The sequence below is a fragment of the Pelosinus sp. IPA-1 genome, assembly GCF_030269905.1.
GTDB lineage: Bacteria > Bacillota > Negativicutes > DSM-13327 > DSM-13327 > Pelosinus.
The window spans coordinates 1-23,230 of sequence record NZ_BSVC01000005.1 but is presented as its reverse complement, the minus strand read 5'-3'; the positions used below and the strand labels follow the sequence as shown (position 1 = coordinate 23,230).

Genomic DNA, 23,230 nt, shown 5'->3' with positions numbered 1-23,230 from the left:
ATTAAGTAACGTTAAACTAAAAGGAGACTACCATGAATATTTTATTAGTATGTGCATCAGGTATGTCAACAGGACTTTTGATGAGTAAAATGAAGGCAGAGAGAGAAAAACAGCAGATAAATAATATGGACATTTTTGCTTGTTCTGTTGATGAAATGGAGAAGTATATAAACAACTATGATGTAGTGCTCATTGCACCACAGATTTGTTACAAAGAGAAATATATTAAGGCATTAGCTACGTCAAGGAAAAAGGGATGTGCCGTAATCAATGGGATTAACTATGGTCGTGTTGATGCTATTGGTGTTTTAGAACAAGCCTTTAGCCTGGTGAAACAGGAACAGGATCTGAGGGAGGTATAAGGTGGAAAGAGAACAAGTTATTTTTACCATCATTTTGCATGCGGGCAATGCGCGTAGTTATTGCTTTGAGGCATTAACGGCAGCGCGTTCGGGTAAACATAAAGACGCAGCAGAACGGCTTGATGATGCCACCAAGGAATTACAAAAAGCACATGCTATGCAGACCAATCTATTACAATTGGAGGCACAGGGGGAAAAACAAGAAGTCAGTCTATTATTAGTGCATGCCCAGGACCACTTAATGAATGCGTTGCTAGCAAAAGATTTAATTAAAGAAATGATTGGTATGTTGCAAGATAAATAATCTTAGCACCTTACTTTAGTTAGCGTTAACATAGTTTTCGCATATGCTAAAGAGGAGGTGGATAGATGTGGCGTATTCAATTATTGTAAACTTGTCAGCCAAACAACTAGTACTTTATCAAGGTGGCTCAGCTGTTAAGTATTATCCAGTGGGTATTGGTAAAATGGTTACCCCAACGCCGACTGGTACCTATTCTATTATTAATAAAGCACCGAATCCGGGCGGTCCCTTTGGTGCAATGTGGATGGGGTTGAGTAGACCTCACTATGGCATTCATGGAACCAATGACCCATCTTCAATTGGTCGTGTTGTCTCTCATGGTTGTATTCGAATGTATAATAAAGACGTACTAGAACTATCTCGAATCGTTCCATTAGGTACACCAGTAAGGATCTTAAAATAATTAGAACTTATAGAAAAGCCAGCTAACTAAGCTTTACTTTGGTTAGCTGGTTTTTTGTGAACCAGAAAAAACATAACATTTGCTGATGTTAAAGCTGTTAAACGGAAGACCCTTTTCTCTTTATCCGATGACTAAACCGCTCTAAGACTCCCATATTCTATAGTGGGAGTTAAGAGCGGCTAAGTCCCTGGATAAGTGCGACTAAGATTCAGATGGAGTTAAAAACTCCATCTGAATCAAGTCTTCTTTATAAAAAGGAAAATAATATCTTTTGAAAAGCAGGAAATAGGGATATTGCTGAAGAAATTTAGTTTGTTGGATATACAAACTAAATATTAGATTATATGCTTGAAAACAAGAAATAACAATAAAAAGACAGGTAGAGTGAGATATGATAACTGCTGATCAAATTTTAGTAAAACAAATTAATAAAGCCATAGCTCTAAATACTATATATAAAAAGAAACCAATTTCTAGAGCGGAGATAGCAAAAGTGACTGGTCTGAATAAATCCACAGTTTCGGCTTTAGTAGATGAATTGCTGGCAGAAGAACTTATTATGGAAACCGGGACGGGAGAATCACAGGGTGGACGCAAGCCAGTACATCTTTCTATTAATAAAGAGGTAGGAAATATTATAGGTATAGACCTTGGCGTAAACTATATCTTGAGCGTACTAACGAATTTCGCGGGAGAAATAATTTGGGAAAGACGTATTAGTGTAAAGAAGAATGGTAATTCCTCTTTACAGAGAATTGATGATCTCTTTCAATTAATAGAAGAAGCCATTAAAAATGCACCGCCTTCTGTGCGTGGCGTTATTGGTATAGGGATTGGTGTTCCTGGTATTGTAAATTATGAACAGGGTCATATTCTGTCAGCACCTAATTTATGCTGGACAGACGTTAAGCTTAAAGAGATTGTTGAAACTAGATTCCAAGTCCCCGTATTTATTGATAACGAAGCAAATGCAGGGGCGATTGGTGAGAAGTGGTTTGGCTCAGGCAAAAAAGCGACAGATCTATTATATGTTAGCGCTGGAACTGGCATTGGAGCGGGAATTGTCATTAACAACGAAGTGTATCGGGGTTCACAGGGATTGGCTGGTGAAATTGGTCATATGACGGTTGAGCTAAATGGCATGACTTGTTCCTGTGGAAATCACGGCTGCTGGGAAGAGTATGCATCAGAAAAGGCATTATTTCGATACATGCAAAAGCATACTTCTGTAGAATCGTTAAGCGTTTTCGATCTTATTGATTTAGCAACAAATGGGGATGACGCTGCTCAAGAAGGGTTTAAATATGTAGGAAAGTACTTGGGAATTGGTGTAGCCAATCTAATTAATGCTTTTAATCCTGAAATCGTGATAATCGGAAATACGTTGCCTTTAGTAGGTGATATACTTATGGATGAACTTCGCAAAGAAGTTGAACTCCGTTGTTTTGCTTCTAAATATTATTCTGTAAAAATACTCTCTTCTGAGCTTAATATGCACGCTTGTGCTATGGGGGCCGCAGCGCTGGTCATATCCAGACTTTATGCTTCGCCTGTAGTGTAGTAATGTTTCTCGTTTATAGATCCTTACAAAAATAGGTGGTAAGGATCTATAAAGAGTGACTATGAAAAAAATAAGTTGTAAAAAGATAATCCTTGCAGGAATTTTTTAACTAACGTTGAAATAGTTTATCCATACAACAAACTATTTTTTTAACTTAACTTAGTTTGTACAAACAACAAATTAAGTCGAAAGATGTATAAGAAATTATATAAAGGAAGAATGGAGGAGTAATATGGATGCTTTCTTAGGGATTGATCTTGGAACATCTTCTGTCAAATTATTGTTGATGAGTGAAGAAGGGAAAGTTATTCAAACCGTGTCCAAGGATTATCCTGTGTATTATCCTAAACCTGGCTGGGCTGAGCAAAATCCTGAAGACTGGTGGCAAGCTGCTAAAGAAGGTATTAAAGAAATCGTAGAAAAATCGGGTGCTGCTGGAGAAAGAATAAGTAGCATTGGCCTCAGTGGGCAGATGCACGGGTTAGTACTTTTAGGGGAAGAGGATCAGATTCTCATGCCTGCATTGTTATGGTGTGATCAAAGGACTTATGCTGAGTGCGACTACCTCACCAAGCAATTAGGTGAAAAATTATCCGAATATACTGGCAATAAGGCGCTGACAGGCTTTACAGCTCCTAAAGTGTTATGGGTCAGAAAAAATTGTCCCGATGTATATGAAAAAATAAGACACGTTTTGCTGCCCAAGGATTATATACGTTTTCAGTTAACAGGAGAATATGCAACAGATGTATCCGATGCTTCCGGTACATTGTTTTTTGATGTTGCCAATCGGCGTTGGTCCCCAGAAATGCTGCAAGTACTAGGTTTGCGTGAAAACGTGTTACCGAAGTGCTATGAATCAGATCAAGTAACTGGCAAGATAAACTCCCGGGCAGCTTCAGAAACTAGGTTACGCCTAGGAACTCCCGTAGTTGGCGGCGGTGGAGATCAAGCTTGTGGCGCAGTTGGGGCTGGCGTTGTGTCGGCAGGTGTTGCGTCTGTAGCTTTGGGAACGTCAGGGGTGGTGTTTGCTTGTCAGGAGAATTACGCTGTGGATGTTCAGAACCGTCTTCACTCCTTTTGTCATGCCAATGGGAAATGGCATGTTATGGGCGTTATGTTGTCGGCTGCGTCTTGTCTTAAATGGTGGGTTGAAGAGGTTTGTCAGTTAGGAGAGGACGGTTTTAAAACACTATTGGAAGAGGCAAAGATGGTTTCACCGGGGAGTGAGGGTTTATTATTTCTTCCTTATTTAATGGGTGAACGTACACCTTATAGTGATCCTTATGCTAAGGGGACTTTTATCGGACTGAGTATGTCTCATAAACGAGGACATATGACACGGGCAATCTTAGAAGGGGTAGCTTTTGGTCTAAGGGACTCCCTAGAAATAACGCGGGAACAAAACATTTCCATTCAAGCTATTAGGGTGAGCGGAGGGGGAGCAAACAGTATTCTATGGCGCCAAATATTAGCAGATATTCTTAACTTACGCGTCGATGTTGTCAATTCGGTTGAAGGGCCCGCCTTTGGTGCGGCTATTTTAGCGGCAGTAGGTGCAGGGGTATTTACCAATGTCGAAAACGCCTGTGAAGCGACCATTAAAACTTTAGATAGTATAGAGCCTATCTTAGAGCATGTGAAAAAATACAATGACATGTACCCTGTATATCGTGGACTGTATAAAACATTAAAAGATACTTTTGAAGTATTGCACGTAACGATTTAAAAAATGGAGGATATAAGATGACTTATTTTGCGAATGTAACAAAGATTGCCTATGAAGGTGCTAAATCAAAAAATCCATTGGCGTTTAAATACTATAATCCAGAAGAAATAGTGGCTGGGAAAACCATGGAAGAACAATTACGGTTTTCAGTTGCTTATTGGCATACCTTTACGGCTGAGGGGGCCGATCCCTTCGGTGCAGCGACGATGACCAGACCATGGGATCAGTATACGGGAATGGATAAAGCGAAAGTAAGGGTCGAAGCAGCTTTTGAATTATTTGAGAAGTTAAATGTCCCTTTTTTTGCCTTTCATGATCGAGATATAGCTCCTGAGGGAAGTACCTTACAAGAGACAAATAAAAACTTAGATACAATGGTAACTATGATTAAGGAATATATGAAAACAAGTAAGACAAAATTACTTTGGAATACGGCCAATCTTTTCTCCCATCCTCGTTTTGTCCATGGAGCAGCTACGAGTTGCAATGCGGATGTTTTTGCTTATAGTGCGGCACAGGTAAAAAAAGGCTTAGAAGTTGGGAAGGAGTTAGGGGCAGAAAATTATGTGTTTTGGGGTGGTAGAGAAGGCTACGAGACTCTGCTTAATACTGATCTTCAATTAGAATTAGATAATTTAGCTAAATTTTTCCATATGGCTGTTGCTTATGCCAAGGAGATTGGCTTTACAGGACAGTTTTTAATTGAGCCCAAACCAAAAGAACCTACCAAACATCAATATGATTTTGATGCAGCAGCAGCGGTGGCATTCTTAGAAAGATATGGTTTGCTGGAACACTTTAAGATGAATATTGAGGCCAATCATGCTACACTTGCAGGTCATAACTTCCAACATGAACTTAGATGGTGCAGAATTAATGGTATTCTTGGATCGGTGGATGCTAACCAGGGAGATTTATTGCTAGGTTGGGATACAGACGAGTTTCCCACAGATATGTACGAAACAACCTTAGCAATGTATGAAATTTTGAAGAATGGCGGCTTGGGCAAGGGGGGACTTAATTTCGATGCCAAGCCAAGACGAGGATCGATTGATACGGATGATCTATTTTATGCTCATATCGCTGGAATGGATAGTTTTGCTAGAGGGTTAAAAGTTGCGCAGAAACTCATTGAAGATAGAGTTTTTGAAGATGTTCTTGCTGATCGCTATCATAGTTTTACAGAGGGCATAGGTCTTGCTATCGTTTCAGGGAATGCTGATTTTCATACATTAGAAAAGTATGCAATGGAAAATCAAAGGATAAACAATCAATCAGGGCGACAAGAAAAAATAAAATCGATTCTGAATCAATATCTTTTAGAAGTCTAAAAGGCCAATGGAATCAACGGCTGCCGGGATGCTATATTTAGCGTCGCAGCGCCTTAGGTAAAAATGATTCACATAGGAGGCGATATAAAATCCATCTCATTATTTTTAGAATCATAAAATAGTTGGAGGGAAGCACTGTGTTTAAAGGTAAAAATGTAAGATTAGTTCTTTTGGTAGCGATTTGTATTATTTCCTTACTAGGGGTGGTTGGATGTACCAAACAGGAGGCGACTACTTCCAAGGAGGCTCCAAAAAGTAAAACGATTAAAATCGGTGTTAGTATGGATGACTTGAGGCTAGAAAGATGGCAGCATGATCGTGATCTTTTTGTACAAAAAGCCAAAGAATTAGGTGCGGAAGTTGTTGTTCAGTCTGCGAATGGTGATGACCAAACGCAATTTTCTCAATGTGAAAATCTAATATCTCAAGGTATCAATGTGTTAGTTATTATTCCTCACAATGGGGAGGCTATTGCACCAATTATTGAACAGGCTCATAAAGCTGGTGTTAAGGTATTAGCTTATGATCGTCTCATAACTAAGTCCGATGTTGATTACTATATATCCTTTGATAATATCAAAGTTGGCGAATTGCAGGCCCAAGCAGTCATAAAGGAAGCTCCTAAAGGAAATTACTTTTTGATGGGGGGGTCACCTACCGATAATAACGCTAAGATGTTCCGTCAAGGACAAATGAATATTTTAAAACCCTTAATTGACAAAGGTGACATTACAGTGGTCGGAGACCAATGGGCCAAGGATTGGCTGCCAGAAGAAGCATTGAAGATTATGGAGAATGCTTTGACTGCGAATAACAACAAGATTGATGCTGTTGTTGCTTCAAATGATAGTACGGCAGGTGGCGCTATCCAAGCATTATCAGCGCAAGGTTTAGGTGGAAAAGTTCCCATCTCCGGTCAAGATGCTGAGTTAGCAGCTTGTCAAAGAATCGTAGAAGGCAAACAAACCATGACTGTGTATAAGCCTATCAAGAACCTGGCAACCTCTGCAGCAGATCTCGCTGTAAAACTTGCCAAAGGTGACTCAATTAAAACAGATGGCGTAGTGAATAATGGTACGAAAGATGTTCCAGCTATTTTACTTACTCCGATTGCAGTGGATTCTAAGAATATAGTAGAAACTGTAATTAAGGATGGTTACAACAAATTAGAAGATATCTTTAAAAATGTATCAAAGGATAAATGGCCAAAAGGATAGTCTATATAAAAGGTGGGGAAAAGAGTTTTCCCCGCCTTCCCAATTATGATTTGAGGGGATAAAAATGAATGATTTTATTTTAGAAATGAAGGATATCGTCAAAGAATTTTCTGGAGTAAAAGCACTAAAAAATGTTTCATTTAAAGTAAAGCGGGGAGAAATTCACGCTTTATGTGGCGAAAATGGCGCTGGCAAGTCAACTTTAATGAAAGTACTAAGTGGAGTGTATCCTCATGACACTTACCAAGGAAAGATATTTTTTAACAATAAGAATCTTATCATTAAAAATATTAGAGATGCTGAGCAGGCTGGCATAGCTATTATCCATCAAGAATTGGCCCTATTTAAGGAACTTGCCGTGTATGAGAATATTTTTATGGGTAATGAATGCAGTAAAAAAGGTTTTATTAATACTCCTGCAATGCTAGCCCAAACCCAGGATTTATTAAAAGAAATGAAATTAGACATTAACCCCGATACCCTTGTTAAACATTTAGGAACAGGTCAGCAACAATTGGTTGAAATCGCGAAGGCTTTGGCGAAGAATGCTACGTTACTGATACTGGATGAACCTACTGCTTCTCAATCAGAAGGAGAAGTGGAGATTTTAATGGATATTTTAGGGCGACTTAAAGCTAAGGGAGTTACCTGTATTTATATATCTCACAAATTAGATGAGGTATTCCGTTTAGCAGATACAGTAACCGTTATTCGTGACGGTCAATCCATTGGCACAAATTCTAAGAATGAACTTACTCGAGATGATATTGTAAGAATGATGGTAGGGCGGGAAATTACTGATTTATATCCTAAAGTAGCTCACGTAACTGAACAAGAGATTTTTGCTGTAAAAAATTACACTGTATACGATCCTAACGAAGCCAATAAGAAATTAGTTGATAATGTAAGTTTTCACCTAAAACAAGGTGAGGTTTTAGGATTTGCAGGTTTAGTAGGGGCTGGTCGGACAGAATTGGTTTCTGCTATTTATGGTTTTCATGCTGGCAAACAGTATGGTGAAGTTTTCTTAAATAAAAAGAAGATAAAAATTAATCATCCTAATGATGCATTGCAATATGGCATCGCTATGGTGCCAGAGGATCGTAAACGTCATGGGATTATAGAGCAAATGTCTGTTAAGCAAAACATGACACTGGCGAATATTGAAAATTATCGATTAAACTTAGACTGCATAGATGATTGTAAAGAATTAACGGATACAAATCATTTTATCGATAAGTTAAAAATAAAAACACCGGGCTTGGATGCCCTCATTAAAAATCTAAGTGGTGGCAACCAACAAAAAGTAATCCTAGCAAAATATTTACTGCGAAAATTAAAGGTATTAATACTAGATGAACCTACTAGAGGGATTGATGTTGGTGCCAAATATGAGATATATAATCTAATTAACAATTTAACGGCGGAAGGTATCGCGATTATTATGATATCCTCAGATTTACCAGAAATTCTTGGTATGGCCGATCGTATTGTAATAATGAATGAAGGTAAAATTAAAGGCGAGTTTATTAATAAGGATTTAGACCAGGAACAAATCATGCATTGTGCTGTAGGAGGGACTAGAGGGTGACGACGAAGATAGAGCAAACGAATGCAAAAGTGAATAAGTGGCATCAAAGTCCATTGAAATCAATGTTTAATTTTAATGTTAAAACCTATACTATGGTATTTGCATTGGTATCCATATGGCTAATCTTTACGTTTGCTACAAATGGAGATTTCTTGAGTGCAAGGAATTTATCTAATTTGTTTAGACAGATGTCGATAACTGGGATTCTTTCCATTGGTATGGTTTTTGTAATTATAGCTGGACACATTGACCTTTCGGTAGGCTCATTAATGGGTTTACTAGGTGGTATAGCAGCAATTACGAATGTATGGTTTAAAGTGGATGGTATTTTGGCTATGGGAATTACATTATTAGTAGGTTTATCTATTGGATTGTTTAATGGGTGGTTAATTGCTTATAAAAAAATACCTTCCTTTATTGTGACGCTGGGCGGGCTATTGGTATTTCGGGGAATTCTTGTAGGAGCAACGAAAGGCACTACCGTAGCATCCTTGAGCCCAGAAATTAGGTTTTTAGGTAATGCCTATTTAGTAGAAGGAATTGGAATATTTTTAGGGATATTGGCTATTGCAACAATCATTTATACTTCGATAAGCAGCCGAAAATTGCGCCTTCAATATAACTTGGCCCTTCGCCCTTTATCGGTTGAAACCTTAAAAATTGTTTTAAGTGCGGCTTTGATATTATTGCTTGTAACTGTCTTAAATTCATATCAAGGATTTCCTGTTCCTGTATTTATTCTCGCTGTATTGGCCGTTATTTTTACTTATGTATTAAATAAAACTGTATTCGGCCGCCGAATTTATGCAATAGGTGGAAATATAGAAGCAGCTAAATTATCCGGAATTAATGTTAATAAGATGACATTAAGTATATTTGCAATTAATGGTTTCTTGGTTTCGATTGCAGGTATATTGCTCTGTTCAAGACTTAATGCTGCTTCCGTCGCTGCAGGACAAAATGCGGAGATGGATGCGATCGCTGCCTGTGTTATAGGTGGTGCCAGTTTAATGGGGGGGGTAGGAAGTATTGGTGGCGCTATCGTTGGCGCTTTGGTTATGGCTAGCTTGGACAACGGTATGAGTATGCTTAATATTGAAACTTTTTGGCAGTATATTGTAAAGGGAAGTATTTTAGTTTTAGCAGTTTGGGTGGATATTGCTACTAAAAATAAAAAGTAACAAGATTATCTATTCTTATAGGTTTCTTGTTTCATAATAGGTGCGTGTTCTGTCATTTACTTGGTAATTTCTCCTGAAATAGGTATAATAATAGGTAAAGAAGTAATTGTTATATCATTATGGGAGAAAAATGATGAATAAGATAAGAGTGGCGATTGTGGGGCCAGCTGATTCTATTGTATTAGCAAATAAAGTGGCAATGGAACGGGCCGATATTTTAATACCAATTCCTATCGTGTATCAGGATGCGCTTGAAGTAGGAGATATAATAGCAGAACGTTCTAATGATGTGGATGTATGGGTATTTTCAGGAATTGTTCCTTATGAACATGCTCTACAATTAAAAGTTGCAAAACCAATTTTTTATATTCCACACGCAGGGTCTAGTTTGTGGCGTGCCTTACTACAAATTACGTATATTGAAAAACTGAATCTCAGTAGCATAAGTTTTGATACCTTCAGCGAAGAAGAAATTGAAGAGACATTTACTGATATCAATTTGCCCTTGCCGCAAATTTATGTAAATCATTATAGCGGAGTTACTTCTGCAAAAGATATAACGGAATATCATTATCAGCTATGGAAAGATGGTAAAACAAATATTGCAGTTACGTGCCTTTTAGCAACCTATGAAAAATTAAAGGAAATGGGCGTTCCTGCTTTTCGCATATGGCCAACGCGTAGTAATATTCGTACAACACTTGATATTGCGATTAGTGCATTTGAAGCCCAGCGGTTTAAGGGGGGGCAAATTGCCATTCAGCATATAGCAATTGATGATTATGAAGATATCGTGCGTGCCAGCTCTAGTTACGGGGTAAAGCGAATTGAACTGAGATTATATGAAATACTGGTTGGCTATGCCGAAAGAATTAAAGGTTCCATCGTTGTTCGGGGAGAGGGGCAGTATACCTTATATTCTACTCGGGGGATACTTGAAGAAGTTACTGCTGATTTTACCATTATGCCAATTCTAGAAGAAATTACCCGTAGTGTAGCTGCTAAGGTAAGTGGCGGTATTGGTTTTGGATCAACTGCTTACGCTGCGGAGGAAAATGCGTATAATGCCCTTGGTCTTGCAAAACAAAGGGGAAAAGGTCTTTGGATGGTAGTAACAGATAATAGGGAGGCAATTGGGCCACTCAGTTCAGCTACCCATCTTAAGTATTCAATTCGTGTCGATGACGCTATTCTTAGACAATTTGCGGATACCCTAAATATAAGTAATACAACAGTGAATAAGCTGTTAGCTGCGATTAACAAATTAGATAAGGATACAATTGCGGCTGATGATTTGGCCCTATATCTGGCAATTACTCCACGTAGTGCTAGACGACTTCTATCTACCCTGGTTGACCAAGGTCTTGCCGAAGTAATTGGGGCAGAGATGTTGGCGAAAGGGCGTCCACGAAAATTGTATAAGGTGCTATTGAATTCTTTGTTAAAAAAGGCAGCTGATTAGCGGGATAAAACTAGCATCGGAGTTTCTTAGAATTAGAAAGCTCTCATAAAAATATGGGGGCTTTTTTGTTGAACCAATAAAGCAATTTAAGGAAATGTCTTTAAAAAGCCCTAAAACATATGATATAATACGTATATAGTTCTGGTAAATCGTATTGTGATTTATCATAAAAGGTGGTTTTAAAGAATGTGGGATGAGAGGAAGGCACTAGATCTTGAGAAGCAGTTAGTTTCTTGGAGGCGTTTGTTTCACAGCAATCCAGAAGTAAGTCGAGAAGAAGAAGAAACATCGAGAGAGATCGTTGCTATTTTGCAGAGCATGGGCATTGAAGTTTTAACATTTAAGGATCACTTTGGGGTTTGTGGTGTTATCCACGGTAAATACCCTGGTCCTACAGTTGCCCTGCGGAGTGACATGGATGCTCTTCCGATTACAGAAACAAACGATGTTCCTTATCGTTCTAAGCGTCCAGGGGTTATGCATGCTTGTGGTCATGATGGCCATATGGCGATTTTGTTAGGCGTAGCCAAAGCGTTTTCTTTGTGTCATGGAGAATTTGCGGGGACGATAAAATTCGTTTTTCAACCTGCAGAGGAAGCAGCTCCAATTGGCGGTGCTAGTTTATTGATAGCAGATGGTGTCTTAGAGGATGTGGATGTAATTTTTGGTTTACATTTATGGCCAGATCTTCCTTGCGGCCATATTGGAACTCGTCAAGGTCCCTTAATGGCAGCCTCAGATCGAATTGGTATCAAAATTCTAGGTCAGGCAGCTCATGCTGGCCAGCCCCAGCATGGGGTTGATGCGATAACGATGGCTGCTGATGTAATACAAGGTTTGGGCCATATAATGAACCGTCAAATTGATCCTTTGGAAGCCGCAACACTTTCCATTGGCAATATACAGGGTGGCGAGAGGTATAACGTAATTGCTAGGGAAGTCCTATTGGATGGAACGGTACGGACTCTTAGTGAAAAAATACGTAGACAGATAGCTAAAAAGGTAGAACGTACAGTAACTGGTATCACAGCTGCCCAGGGAGGAAGTTATGTTTTGGATTATCAATATGGTTATCCTGTACTAAGTAATTGGGCAGAGCCTACGGATTTGATTATACTGGCAGCCCAGCAAGTACTCGATGATGAGCAAATACACTCGGATGTTCAACCTGTCTTAGCTGCAGAAGACTTTGGCAGATATTTAGAAAAAGTTCCAGGAGCGTTTTTTTGGTTAGGGTGTGGTAAAGAGGGAGAAGAAAATTACCACTTGCACAGTTCTTATTTTGATATAGATGAGAATGCGCTGCTAATAGGCGCTACTATTATGTATAAAGCTGTCTTATTAGCATTAACTCATTATAATAAAGAAAAGGTATAGGTAAATCGATTTTTTAATGTGGTAAAACAAGAAAAAGGTTATTAACTCAGGTGAGTTAATAACCTTTTCTTACGGAATCAGAAAGTATAACACTTCCTTGATTCCAAGTAAGAACGACTAAGGTTTCTGCCTTCGTCTGAGGACTTGGCCTAAGCAAAGTCTTTTCTTATATTTTTCGTTTCGCAATGGACTTACGAACTCTTTTCATGTTTTCGATGATTTTATCTTGTTGGCGAAGCAGTGATCCAACGTATAAGACGTCGACAATAGCTAGATGAATCAAGCGAGAAGCCATGGCTTCCGAGCGGTATGTGACTTCCCTACCCATGCCATGGAGTGCAATATCTACTGCTTGGCTGAGGGGGGAACGTAGATAGCTTGTAATAGCAATGGTAGTAACTTGATTGCTTTTGGCCATTTCTACAGCCTCTAATACATCCCGATTTGCACCTGTATGAGATACTGCAATGACTAAATCCCCTGGCTGAAGTAGGGTCGCTGATGCTATCTGGAGATGTGGGTCAGAATAAGACCTTACCGAGATACCAAAACGCATAAACCGATGTTCTATATCAGAAGCTATGATGGCTGAGCCCCCAGAGCCATAAACATCGATACGCCGCGTGGTGGTGATGGCTTGAATGGCCCTTTCAATAGCATCTTCATCGATAATTTTGAGGGTGTCTTGCAGCCCTTCGTTAATCCCTAAGAATATTTTACTCGCCATTGTGCGAATCGAGTCTGTAGGGTCTACTTCTTTGTAAACAGATTCTAGAGGGGTATATAAATCACCAGCTAAGGCAATTTTTAACTCTTGGTATCCAGAAAATCCTAGTTTTTTGCACAGCCGAAAAACCGTTGCTTCGGCATTTTGAGCTGCTTCAGCCAATTCTGTAATGGTCATGTGAATGACTTCCGATGGATTTTCCAAAATATAAGTTGCAGTTTTTTGTTCTGTTTTGGTTAAATCAGTAAAGCTACTGCGTATCCGAGGCAAGCATGAGCTTACTATATTTTCATTACGTTCCATTCAACGGCCTCCACCCTTTTGTGCTAAAAGGATCTTTTTTACGGAATCAGAAAGTATAACACTTTCTTGATTCCAAGTAAGAACGACTAAGGCTTCTGCCTGCGTCCGAGGACTTGGCACAAGCCAAGTCTTTTCTTATGTAGGAATATTGTAACAGACACTTTGCTATCCTGCAAGGAGGTTGCTTGCTGTTTAGAAAAATAATATCTATTTTCACTTGGAAAAAGAAATATTTTTTGCGCCCTATTGCTTTTCGTAAAAAAGCAGTATATTATGATAATTAGTTGTGAAAAAATATTTCATAATAAGAAATGAAATAGATATTTAATTTCAAAGGGGCATTAAAATGAGTACAACTCTTAACAAATTGCCAGCTTATCAGCGGGCGATCGCCAAAGGTCACCTAGGATCATGCGGCGCAATTTATAAAAATTTGGATCGGCCGATTATTGCAGTGGTTAACTCTTGGAATGAAATTGTTCCTGGACATTGTCATCTTCGAGAACTTGCAGAAGATGTAAAGAGAGGAATAATAGAAGCGGGTGGTTATCCTTTAGAGTTTAATACGATAGCCATTTGCGATGGTATTGCTCAAGGACATGATGGTATGAAATACGTATTGCCTAGCAGAGAATTAATTGTTGACTCGATTGAGGTAATGATTCGGGCGCATGGGATTTTTGATGGCATGGTATTGCTGGGCTCTTGTGACAAAATTGTTCCTGCCATGCTGATGGCAGCTGCTCGTTTAAACATTCCAGCCGCCATGGTAACAGGTGGTCCTATGATTAATAAAATAAAGCCTGCAGAATCGAAAGCTGCTAGGCAACAGTTTATCCGAGGGGAAATTGATGAGGAGAAGCTAGTCGAGGTTACGGTAGATTACTATCCTACAGCTGGCGTCTGTCCTTTTCTTGGCACTGCAAATACCATGTGTATTGTTGCTGAAACATTGGGCATGTCTCTTCCTGGATCAGCAGCAGTCCCTGCATTAAGTGAACTTAGACATAAGGTGGCATATGATACCGGCCTGGTCATTATGGACTTAGTACAAAAGGATATTAAGCCTCGAGATATTATGAGTAAAGCTGCTTTTGATAATACGGTAGCAGTGGTCTTGGCAATGGGAGGGTCTTTGAATACGGTACTACACCTTCCAGCGATTGCTCATGAATGTGGACTTGCAGTAACTTATGATGACTTTGACCGCATTAGCCGCTACGTTCCTCTCATTACTAGAGTTGTTCCAAATAGTCAGGAATATACGGTAGCTGATTTATATCCAGTAGGTGGTATTCCTACGATTATGAATGAATTGAAGTCGGTACTAACGTTAGATACGCTAGCGATTAACGGTAAAACTTTAGAAGAAAATCTTAAGTGTGCTAAACCTGCAGATGGTGCTATTATTCGCAATTTTGATAAGGCCTTTACTGCAGAGGGCGGCATTGCAGTGCTTCGTGGTAATTTAGCTCCTGAGGGAGCCGTCGTTAAAAGCTCAGCTGTGCCATCTGATATGTGGATCTTTTCTGGACCGGCCAAAGTATTTGATTCTGAAGAAGAGTGTATGGATGCCATTGATAATGGGGGCATTGTACCTGGTGATGTTGTAGTAATTCGCTATGAAGGACCTATCGGGGGCCCAGGTATGCGTGAGATGCATCGGGCTACAGAAGTCATTGGGAAAGTAGGTAATGTAGCAATTGTTACAGATGGTCGTTTTTCTGGAGCATCGGGAGGCTTATCAATAGGCTATCTTTCGCCGGAAGCTGCCGAAGAAGGGCCGATTGGAATCGTACAAAACGGTGACCGAATTGATATAAATATTTTTGAAAGAAGTATTCAGTTAGGGATTGATGACGAGGAGTTACACTACCGTCGCACAAATACTAAACCTATCGCAAAACAAGAAGACGAAAGTGAATTTCTCAAACTATATGGACTTACGACCACGTCATCAGCAAAAGGCGCTGTACGCCGGAAAATAAAATGAGAGGAGCGTCTATGATTTAGGGATTTTGGTAAACTATTAAATGAGTGGAGGGGAATCAGAATATGTTATTAGGAATTGTGTTTGTTGCTATTTTATTGTTACTATTATTGATTACAAAATTAAAGGTAAACCCATTTATTTCCTTAATGATTGTTTCCTTTTTCGTGGGATTATCTACAGGTATGCCTCTTGACAAAATAGTGGGCTCCATTCAGGCAGGATTAGGAAATACCTTAGGCTTTATTGCTATTGTCTTAGGACTCGGCACTATGCTTGGTAAGTTAATGGAAGAATCGGGAGCGGCGGAGCGGGTGGCACGCACACTGATTAATCGTTTTGGTAAACAAAATGTACACTGGGCAATGATGTTTGTAGCATTTATTGTTGGTATTCCTGTATTTTTTCAAGTTGGCTTTGTTTTATTATTACCTCTAGTATTTACCATTGCAAAAGAAACTGGAATTTCTCTACTTAAAATTGGTCTACCTCTTGTTGCAGGTTTATCCGTGGTACATGGACTAGTTCCACCACATCCTGCAGCTATGGCAGCCGTAGGCATTTTTAAAGCAGATGTAGGTAAAACCATTCTTTATAGCATTATCGTAGGTTTACCGACGGCAATATTAGCAGGGCCAGTATTTGCATCTTTTATTAGTAAAAAAGTGAAGATAACTCCACCAGAAAATATAGCTAATACAGTAAAAATTGGTCGCAAAGACGAGGAGTTACCTGGATTTGGTATCACAGTGATTACTATTTTATTCCCTGTATTTTTGATGCTATTATCAACTTTCGCAGATATTTATTTACCCAAGGATGCTTCTGCTCGGATGGTGCTCAATTTTATCGGTAATCCAATCACATCTTTGTTGATTTCTGTATTGCTCAGTTTATTTACCTTTGGACTATGGCGTGGTTTCTCCATGGCTCAAATCGGCAAGTACTGTGACCAATCCTTACCAGCGGTTGCTAGTATATTAATGGTTATCGGTGGCGGCGGTGCTTTTAATAAAGTGTTGCTTGACAGTGGAGTAGGAGCAGAAATTGCTAAATTAGCAACGGCTGCACAATTAAACCCGATTGTTCTTGGTTGGCTGGTTGCTGCATTAATTCGTGTAGCAACAGGTTCAGCTACTGTAGCAATGTTGACTGCTGCAGGCATTGTAGCTCCAATTCTTGCGATGTCTCCTGGCGCTAGCCCCGAGTTAATGGTTTTGGCAACTGGAGCTGGATCTCTTGTTTTATCTCACGTGAATGATGCTGGATTTTGGATGATTAAAGAATACTTTGGTATGACTGTTCAGGAAACACTATCAACATGGACCGTATTAGAAACAATTATTGGTGTAGCAGGACTTGTCTTTACCTTATTACTTAGCATGTTTCTAGCTTAGTTTATCCGATGACTAAACCGCTCTAAGATTCCCATCTTTTATAAGTGGGAGTTAAGAGCGGCTAAGTCACTGGATAAGTGCGACTAAGATTCAGATGGAGTTAAAACTCCAACTGAATCAAGTCTTCTTTATTATTTTCATTATGACTTAGATTCAGAAAGAAATGATCAAATGTTGGCTTGATCATTTCTTTCTACTAATAAAACTATGTATTATAGGAGGTTTCCAACATGAGTGGGCAAAATATAATTGGTGTAGATATTGGTACAACAGGCTGCCGAGCTGTTATTTATCGGCCAGACGGTACGACAATTGGCAGTAGGTCAATTGAATATCCTTTATATACACCACAAGCTGCCTGGGCGGAACAAGATCCTGAGGAAATCTTACAAGGTGTTTTGGAAGTGGTCGGCGGCGCAATTGCCGAAGCAAAGTTAGCTCCCGAAGAAATTGCGGGATTATGTTTTAGTTCAGTTATGCATAGTGTGATTCCTGTAGATGAGCATGGCAATGCTTTGGATCGTATGCAAACTTGGGCTGATTCCCGTGCTCAGGACTATATTGAAAAGGTAAAAGCATCCCCTGATGCAAGTACGATCTACTTTAAAACAGGTTGTCCAATTCATCCTATGTATCCTTTATTTAAAATAATTTGGTTTAAAAATGAGCGGCCCGATATTTTTTCTCGCACTGCGAAGTTTATCGGCATTAAAGAGTATATCTGTCATCGATTATTTGGTAAATATTTTGTGGATGAATCCATTGCCTCGGCTACTGCTTTGTACAACATTCATACTCGTACATGGGATGAGGATTTGTTAGCAATGATAGGAATTACCGCGGATCGGTTATCTGAGGTATTGCCTACGACTCATACGGAAAGAAGCCTCAAACCAGAGATTGCTCAAAAGCTTGGATTGGCATCTGATACTGCCATAGTATTAGGCGCAAGTGATGGCGTGTTATCTACATTAGGCTCCGGTGCTATCAATCCAGGCCAGGTGACAGCCATGATTGGTACCAGCGGTGCTGTACGAATGATTACCAATAAGCCGCAAGCGGATGAAAAACAGCGAACTTGGTGCTATAATCTTGCAGGTGATACGTGGGTATTAGGTGGAGCATTAAGTAACGGTGGTGTGGCATTTCGCTGGGCTAGAGATAAATTCGCGACTACAGAACAGCGGGTTGCAGCAAATCTAGGGCTTGATACCTATGATATTTTAGGTCGCTACGCAGAACAAAAACCTGCTGGCTGTGAAGGTTTAATTATGCTGCCTCTTTTCTCGGGAGAACGGGCGCCTTATTATAATGCGAATGCTCGTGGAGTATTGTTTGGATTAAACCTCAATCATGGGAAGCGCCACTTGGTTCGGGCGACACTAGAGGGTATTATTTATCGGATGTATAGTATCTTTAAGTCGTTAGAGGAAGTCGCAGGAGAAGTAAATGAAATCCGCGTTGGCGGTAGCTTTACTCGTTCAAAGGTTTGGGTTCAGATTATGGCAGATGTATTTGGACGAGTAATTCATGTTCCAGGTGAACCTGAGGGGTCGGCCTTTGGCGCTGCTGTTTTAGGAATGTATGCCTTAGGCATGATTAGTGATCTTAAAGAGGTTGAAAAATTCATTACGATAAAAGAGATTTATTATCCAAATGAAGAAAATCGTGAGATATACCAACGTTTATTTGGAATTTATGAGCGAGTATACTGGAATCTCCAAAGTGAATTTGAAGAAATTGCTGAAATTCAACGAACATGGAAAAAATAGAGTACTTTTTTGTAATCTGCAAAAGTTAAATATGGTTACAAGCACCGAATAACGTAAGGTGCTGATATAAATGGGATCTGTTTATCCGATGACTAAACCGCTCTAAGACTCCCATCTTCTATAAGTGGGAGTTAAGAGCGGCTAAGTCCCTGGATAAGTGCGACTAAGATTCAGATGGAGTTAAAACTCCATCTGAATCAAGTCTTCTTTATGTATAACCCTATAGGTTGGCTTAATAGCCTTCTATAGGGTTGGTAAATAATCCCAACAAATATCCTATGTAATTCTCATATATTCTTGTTGACAATATTCTTGTAAAATGATATTATATTTCTTGCAGCCAGATAAATAAAAGGTTTTGCAGAAGTATACAACTTGGAGAGATGTCCGAGCGGTTGAAGGAGCACGCCTGGAAAGCGTGTGTACGGGCAACTGTACCGAGGGTTCGAATCCCTCTCTCTCCGCCATTTATATTTTCATAGGGATGTCAGTTGATGAATTGTACTGATAATTGTTGGCGTAAAATTTAATATTTTAGCCATTTATTTATTTTAGAGTGGGGCCACGACAAAAGTTGGGTCTTACGCAATGGAAACTCATGAACCCCGTCAGGTCCGGAAGGAAGCAGCGGTAAGTGATAATTTTTATGTGCCGTGAGGTCGCCTGACTTTTGTTGTGGCCCGACGCTAAAATGATAAATGCATATAGTAAGCAACCAGACTTCTGGTTGCTTTTTGGCTATGATAGAGACTATAAGGGTAATTTAATTTATAAAAAGGAAACTGTATCTTAGTATGGAATAACTAGAGTAAGGAGGTGTTTGTTAGATGGCTTACATCGCATTATATCGCCAATGGCGTCCTCATGATTTTGAAAACTTAGTAGGGCAAGAGCATATTAGTGTTACATTAAAAAATGCGATTGTATCAGGGAAGATAGCGCATGCCTATTTGTTTTCTGGTCCGAGAGGTACGGGGAAAACCAGTACTGCAAAAATTCTAGCAAAATCTTTAAATTGCATCCATGGTCCAACCCATGAGCCGTGTAATGTATGCTCCAATTGTGCCGGGATTAATACTGGTACTTCGATGGATGTGTTTGAAATAGATGCTGCCTCTAATCGAGGAATTGATGAGATACGCGAACTTCGTGAGACTGTGAAGTTTGCTCCGGTAGATGGACGGTATAAAGTATATATTATTGATGAAGTACATATGTTAACGACGGAGGCATTTAATGCTTTACTAAAGACATTAGAAGAACCTCCTGCTCATGTAGTTTTTATTTTGGCCACAACGGAAGCTCATAAAATTCCCGCTACGATTCATTCTAGATGTCAGCGCTACGATTTTAGACGTATTGCTGCAGGGGAAATTGAAGGACGGTTAGCTACCATTGTTGAGCATAACGGCTTACATGTGGCGGAAGATGCATTAAAACTTATTGCATCTCATGCAGATGGCGGTCTACGAGATGCTCTTAGTATTTTAGATCAGTGTACCACTATGGAAGATGGTTTAATAACAGCAGATAAGGTGCGGAAATTATTAGGGCTTATTGGCCATGAGTGGGTATGGCGAATTACGGATTCATTGGTGGAACGGGATTTTAAGACTATATTACTGGCTTTAAGTGAATTGATTTCATTGGGTAAAGAAGTTCGACAAATATTGTTAGAAGTAGCTTTGTATTTGAGAAGTATTATGTTATTCAAGGCTGCTCCTACAATTGATAGTATTGAGTTATATGGTGATGATCGGGTTATGTTGGCTAAACATGCTGAAGGGTTTACTCATGAAGAATTAATCGATATGATTAAAATAGTGAATGAGGGTGCCAATGAAGCGAAGTGGGCGCCCGAGCCGCGGATTACGGCTGAAATGACCTTCCTATCTCTCTGTCGCCCTGCGGCGAAGGGGGATATAGCCAATTTATTAGAAAGAATAGCAGCATTAGAGGCCAAGTTGTCGAATACTCCTATATATGTAGAACCGGAAATAGTAAGGACGACAGAACCAATTCTTTATAGTAATCCGGTTAAACCAGTAACAGTAAAACCTGTGATAGCAGATATAATAGTAGCGGAAGCTAAGGTTGAGCCACGTCAAGAATCCCAACAAGAATCTGTAACGGTAAACCCTTCCGTATCGGGAGATGTTAAGGCGGTTTGGGATCAAGTTCTCAAGGAATTGGTAACAACGGGTAAGCGCTCTGTTCATGCTTGTGTTTCCCAAGGAAATTTGATAAGTCTAAATGACAAACAGGCTACGGTGCAATTTACGGCAGCTTTTCCTAAAGAACGTACTGAAAAAGATGATTATCGAGTAATGATTGAAAAAGTATTAGCTCAATTTTGTGGAAAAACAGTGCAGCTTTGTTGTATACTGGGAAATGGGGCAGCAAAGCCAAAAGAGGGGCCTACTGCGCCGCCTAAAAACAAGCCAGTTACTACAGTATTGCCGCCAGAGGGGGCAGAACACCCTGCTTTGCGTCAGGCTATACATATGTTTGGTGGTAAAGTTATAAAAAAAGAAGAATATAAGGGGGACTAAGATAATGTTTGGAAATATGGGGAATATGGCTGGTATGATGAAAAAAATGCAAAAGTTGCAAGGTGAAATGGCGAAGATGCAGGACGAACTAAAAACTCGTACTTTAGAAGCAACTGCAGGTGGCGGCGCGATTAAAGTTGTAATTACTGGTGAGAAACAAATTCAATCTCTAAAAATTGATCCTACAGTAGTGGATGCGGATGATATGGAGATGTTGGAAGATTTAGTAGTTGCTGCTGTCAATGAAGCCATTAAAAAAGTGGATGACATGATGGCTCAAGAAATGGGTAAACTTACTGGCGGTATGAATCTGCCTTCTGGATTGTTTTAAAATATGCAATATATAGCGCCATTAGCGAAATTAATAGAGCAGTTTCGTGCTTTGCCAGGAATAGGCTCTAAAACGGCTGCGCGTTTGGCGTATTATGTTTTAGAAATGGATAAAACACGAGCTGAAGGGTTGGCTCAGGCTATTATAGAAGCAAAAGAAAAAATTGGTTATTGTGACGTTTGTTTTAATTTAACGGACTGTAATCCATGTTCTATTTGTCAGGCCGAGGGGCGAGATACCAGCATATTGTGTGTGATGGAAGAGCCACGTGATGTGGCTGCCATGGAACGCACGCGTGAATTCCGTGGCAGGTATCATGTGTTACATGGGCAATTGTCTCCATTAGAGGGAGTTGGCCCAAATGACATTAAAATAAAAGAGTTGCTGGCTCGTATTCAGTCTGGAGAAATCACGGAAGTCATTATGGCCACCAATCCAGATGTGGAAGGTGAAGCCACGGCAATGTATATTGCCAGGCTTTTGAAACCATTAGGTGTGAAAGTCACTAGAATTGCACATGGGTTGCCTGTAGGTGGCGACTTAGAATATGCTGATGAAGTTACTTTAATGAAAGCGATGGAAAATCGACGGGAAATGTAATGTTTAAATCTTCTTGTTTTTGGAAAAAATAGTCCTAAGACAGGAGGGGGAGAACGATGAATTTCGTAGAAGCATTACAGAAAGTGCAAGATTATCTTTACCGTGGTGATACTATAGAAGCAAAACCCCTGCCAGCTCTTTCTCTTGTAGTAGAAGAAGCTAGGCAGGAATGGTTGAATGCTCAATATTATTACAATACTGTATCAGATCAAGACCTGGTTGATCATGCTGTATATTTGATGCAGGCAGCTGAAAAAAAATATATATATTTACTGAAGAAAGCCCGTCAAGAAGGAGTGAGATCTTCTCCTTACGAAATTTCTGATACCAATATATATAAGAGACAATAAAAAAACATCATTATCAATAAAAACCAGAGTAAAATGCTCTGGTTTTTTTCATACTTGCCTCTTGGAGACATATATTATCTCATAAAGTATCTATAGGAGGTGAATATCAGTTATAATAAAGATACAATCAAAAATGATTGAAATTGTAATAGGTTGTTTAAAATAGAAGGGGGTAATTTTATGTTTGCTGGATTTGGTGAATTTAATGTAATTTTGGCATATGTCTTCGGAATTATATTATTATATGTAGTAGGACGAATGTTTTTAATGCCGATTAAACTTATCTTTCGTTTGATTTATAATGGTCTAATTGGTGGTGCTATGCTGTGGGCGTTGAATTTTATAGGAATACATATTGGATTTAATATTGCAATTAACCCAATTACGGCATTGATTGCTGGATTTTTAGGCTTGCCAGGCGTTATCCTACTGATCTTATTTAAGCTCTTTGTTGCCTAAGGATAAAAGCGGGAGTTCCTATGAATTCCCGCTCTGGTTTTATAAATAGGTATTGCAAGGTTTAGATAACATTGAATAATATCAAAAAAGTTATAAAACTTTAATGAATATTATTGACATGGTGGTAATGGCTGTGATATTATAAATGAGTCGCCACAAGCGGCATGATGTTCCTTGAAAACTAAACAATGTAAGTAAGGTTAAAATAAGCCAGATGTGCGGTACTCGTTT

At 39.3% G+C, this 23,230-nt stretch carries 20 protein-coding genes, 1 tRNA gene and 1 other RNA gene; 21 read left to right on the top strand and 1 reads right to left on the bottom strand.

Annotated features, from left to right (window positions below; all coding sequences use genetic code 11):
* Positions 1 to 32: 32 nt before the first annotated feature.
* From QSJ81_RS12905 to QSJ81_RS12855, 11 genes are all read left to right on the top strand, one after another.
* Entirely contained in the window at positions 33 to 362 is a 330-nt protein-coding gene (locus QSJ81_RS12905) for a PTS sugar transporter subunit IIB (protein ID WP_285717791.1), read from the top strand.
* 1 nt (position 363) lies between these two features.
* Complete coding sequence (locus QSJ81_RS12900; protein WP_285717790.1) at positions 364 to 666, top strand: PTS sugar transporter subunit IIA; 303 nt, start codon at positions 364 to 366, stop codon at positions 664 to 666.
* A 67-nt stretch (positions 667 to 733) separates the two neighbouring features.
* Complete coding sequence (locus tag QSJ81_RS12895) at positions 734 to 1,069, top strand: L,D-transpeptidase (RefSeq protein WP_285717789.1); 336 nt, start codon at positions 734 to 736, stop codon at positions 1,067 to 1,069.
* Positions 1,070 to 1,460: 391 nt separating this feature from the next.
* Positions 1,461 to 2,630: an ROK family protein gene (locus QSJ81_RS12890; protein ID WP_285717788.1), complete on the top strand. Its 1,170-nt coding sequence runs from the start codon at positions 1,461 to 1,463 to the stop codon at positions 2,628 to 2,630.
* 232 nt (positions 2,631 to 2,862) lie between these two features.
* Positions 2,863 to 4,359, top strand: a complete 1,497-nt coding sequence (gene xylB / locus QSJ81_RS12885; RefSeq protein WP_285717787.1) for a xylulokinase — start codon at positions 2,863 to 2,865, stop codon at positions 4,357 to 4,359.
* Between the two features lie 17 nt (positions 4,360 to 4,376).
* Positions 4,377 to 5,690: a xylose isomerase gene (gene xylA / locus QSJ81_RS12880; protein WP_285717786.1), complete on the top strand. Its 1,314-nt coding sequence runs from the start codon at positions 4,377 to 4,379 to the stop codon at positions 5,688 to 5,690.
* Positions 5,691 to 5,827: 137 nt separating this feature from the next.
* On the top strand, positions 5,828 to 6,907 hold the full coding sequence (xylF, locus tag QSJ81_RS12875; protein WP_285717785.1) for a D-xylose ABC transporter substrate-binding protein: 1,080 nt from the start codon (positions 5,828 to 5,830) through the stop codon (positions 6,905 to 6,907).
* A gap of 64 nt (positions 6,908 to 6,971) precedes the next feature.
* Positions 6,972 to 8,498: a xylose ABC transporter ATP-binding protein gene (locus tag QSJ81_RS12870; RefSeq protein ID WP_285717784.1), complete on the top strand. Its 1,527-nt coding sequence runs from the start codon at positions 6,972 to 6,974 to the stop codon at positions 8,496 to 8,498.
* Positions 8,495 to 9,679 carry a sugar ABC transporter permease gene (locus QSJ81_RS12865; RefSeq protein WP_285717783.1) on the top strand — a complete coding sequence of 395 codons (1,185 nt, stop codon included), beginning with the start codon at positions 8,495 to 8,497 and terminating at the stop codon, positions 9,677 to 9,679. Before QSJ81_RS12870 ends, QSJ81_RS12865 begins: the two co-directional genes overlap by 4 nt.
* Before the next feature lie 133 nt (positions 9,680 to 9,812).
* On the top strand, positions 9,813 to 11,141 hold the full coding sequence (locus QSJ81_RS12860; RefSeq protein WP_285717782.1) for a GTP cyclohydrolase: 1,329 nt from the start codon (positions 9,813 to 9,815) through the stop codon (positions 11,139 to 11,141).
* Between the two features lie 186 nt (positions 11,142 to 11,327).
* Entirely contained in the window at positions 11,328 to 12,518 is a 1,191-nt protein-coding gene (locus QSJ81_RS12855) for a M20 metallopeptidase family protein (protein ID WP_285717781.1), read from the top strand.
* A 166-nt stretch (positions 12,519 to 12,684) separates the two neighbouring features.
* Here the strand turns inward: QSJ81_RS12855 and QSJ81_RS12850 are convergent, their stop codons facing one another.
* Positions 12,685 to 13,548 (bottom strand): MurR/RpiR family transcriptional regulator, encoded by an 864-nt coding sequence (locus tag QSJ81_RS12850; RefSeq protein WP_285717780.1) that lies wholly within the window; start codon positions 13,546 to 13,548, stop codon positions 12,685 to 12,687.
* A 346-nt stretch (positions 13,549 to 13,894) separates the two neighbouring features.
* Between QSJ81_RS12850 and ilvD the strand changes: the two genes are divergently transcribed.
* The 10 genes from ilvD (at position 13,895) to QSJ81_RS12800 (ending at position 22,999) form a co-directional block, all read left to right on the top strand.
* Entirely contained in the window at positions 13,895 to 15,541 is a 1,647-nt protein-coding gene (ilvD, locus tag QSJ81_RS12845) for a dihydroxy-acid dehydratase (RefSeq protein ID WP_285717779.1), read from the top strand.
* A 62-nt stretch (positions 15,542 to 15,603) separates the two neighbouring features.
* On the top strand, positions 15,604 to 16,935 hold the full coding sequence (locus tag QSJ81_RS12840) for a GntP family permease (protein ID WP_285717778.1): 1,332 nt from the start codon (positions 15,604 to 15,606) through the stop codon (positions 16,933 to 16,935).
* Between the two features lie 230 nt (positions 16,936 to 17,165).
* Positions 17,166 to 18,707, top strand: coding sequence for a gluconokinase (locus QSJ81_RS12835; protein ID WP_285717777.1), 1,542 nt, complete (start codon positions 17,166 to 17,168; stop codon positions 18,705 to 18,707).
* Positions 18,708 to 19,084: 377 nt separating this feature from the next.
* Positions 19,085 to 19,174 (top strand) — tRNA-Ser (locus QSJ81_RS12830).
* A gap of 48 nt (positions 19,175 to 19,222) precedes the next feature.
* An RNA gene (ffs, locus tag QSJ81_RS12825) (signal recognition particle sRNA large type) lies at positions 19,223 to 19,422 on the top strand.
* A gap of 112 nt (positions 19,423 to 19,534) precedes the next feature.
* The gene (gene dnaX / locus QSJ81_RS12820; RefSeq protein WP_285717776.1) at positions 19,535 to 21,259 is read left to right on the top strand and encodes a DNA polymerase III subunit gamma/tau; all 1,725 of its coding nucleotides are present in this window, start codon (positions 19,535 to 19,537) and stop codon (positions 21,257 to 21,259) included.
* Positions 21,260 to 21,263: 4 nt separating this feature from the next.
* A complete protein-coding gene (locus QSJ81_RS12815) occupies positions 21,264 to 21,590 on the top strand; it encodes a YbaB/EbfC family nucleoid-associated protein (protein ID WP_038674749.1) in 327 nt (108 codons plus the stop codon).
* 3 nt (positions 21,591 to 21,593) lie between these two features.
* A complete protein-coding gene (recR, locus tag QSJ81_RS12810) occupies positions 21,594 to 22,190 on the top strand; it encodes a recombination mediator RecR (RefSeq protein WP_038674751.1) in 597 nt (198 codons plus the stop codon).
* 56 nt (positions 22,191 to 22,246) lie between these two features.
* Positions 22,247 to 22,540: a DUF2508 family protein gene (locus tag QSJ81_RS12805; protein ID WP_285717775.1), complete on the top strand. Its 294-nt coding sequence runs from the start codon at positions 22,247 to 22,249 to the stop codon at positions 22,538 to 22,540.
* A gap of 180 nt (positions 22,541 to 22,720) precedes the next feature.
* Positions 22,721 to 22,999: a pro-sigmaK processing inhibitor BofA family protein gene (locus tag QSJ81_RS12800; protein ID WP_038674755.1), complete on the top strand. Its 279-nt coding sequence runs from the start codon at positions 22,721 to 22,723 to the stop codon at positions 22,997 to 22,999.
* The last annotated feature ends 231 nt before the right edge of the window (positions 23,000 to 23,230 follow it).

Coding starts and splice junctions, on each gene's coding strand:
- QSJ81_RS12840 (WP_285717778.1), top strand. CDS start 15,604: ATGTTATTAGGAATTGTGTTTGTTGCTATTTTATTGTTACTATTATTG.
- QSJ81_RS12800 (WP_038674755.1), top strand. CDS start 22,721: ATGTTTGCTGGATTTGGTGAATTTAATGTAATTTTGGCATATGTCTTC.
- QSJ81_RS12850 (WP_285717780.1), bottom strand. CDS start 13,548: ATGGAACGTAATGAAAATATAGTAAGCTCATGCTTGCCTCGGATACGC.
- QSJ81_RS12805 (WP_285717775.1), top strand. CDS start 22,247: ATGAATTTCGTAGAAGCATTACAGAAAGTGCAAGATTATCTTTACCGT.
- QSJ81_RS12905 (WP_285717791.1), top strand. CDS start 33: ATGAATATTTTATTAGTATGTGCATCAGGTATGTCAACAGGACTTTTG.
- xylA (WP_285717786.1), top strand. CDS start 4,377: ATGACTTATTTTGCGAATGTAACAAAGATTGCCTATGAAGGTGCTAAA.
- QSJ81_RS12870 (WP_285717784.1), top strand. CDS start 6,972: ATGAATGATTTTATTTTAGAAATGAAGGATATCGTCAAAGAATTTTCT.
- QSJ81_RS12855 (WP_285717781.1), top strand. CDS start 11,328: ATGTGGGATGAGAGGAAGGCACTAGATCTTGAGAAGCAGTTAGTTTCT.
- ilvD (WP_285717779.1), top strand. CDS start 13,895: ATGAGTACAACTCTTAACAAATTGCCAGCTTATCAGCGGGCGATCGCC.
- QSJ81_RS12890 (WP_285717788.1), top strand. CDS start 1,461: ATGATAACTGCTGATCAAATTTTAGTAAAACAAATTAATAAAGCCATA.
- recR (WP_038674751.1), top strand. CDS start 21,594: ATGCAATATATAGCGCCATTAGCGAAATTAATAGAGCAGTTTCGTGCT.
- dnaX (WP_285717776.1), top strand. CDS start 19,535: ATGGCTTACATCGCATTATATCGCCAATGGCGTCCTCATGATTTTGAA.
- QSJ81_RS12860 (WP_285717782.1), top strand. CDS start 9,813: ATGAATAAGATAAGAGTGGCGATTGTGGGGCCAGCTGATTCTATTGTA.
- QSJ81_RS12815 (WP_038674749.1), top strand. CDS start 21,264: ATGTTTGGAAATATGGGGAATATGGCTGGTATGATGAAAAAAATGCAA.
- QSJ81_RS12835 (WP_285717777.1), top strand. CDS start 17,166: ATGAGTGGGCAAAATATAATTGGTGTAGATATTGGTACAACAGGCTGC.
- xylB (WP_285717787.1), top strand. CDS start 2,863: ATGGATGCTTTCTTAGGGATTGATCTTGGAACATCTTCTGTCAAATTA.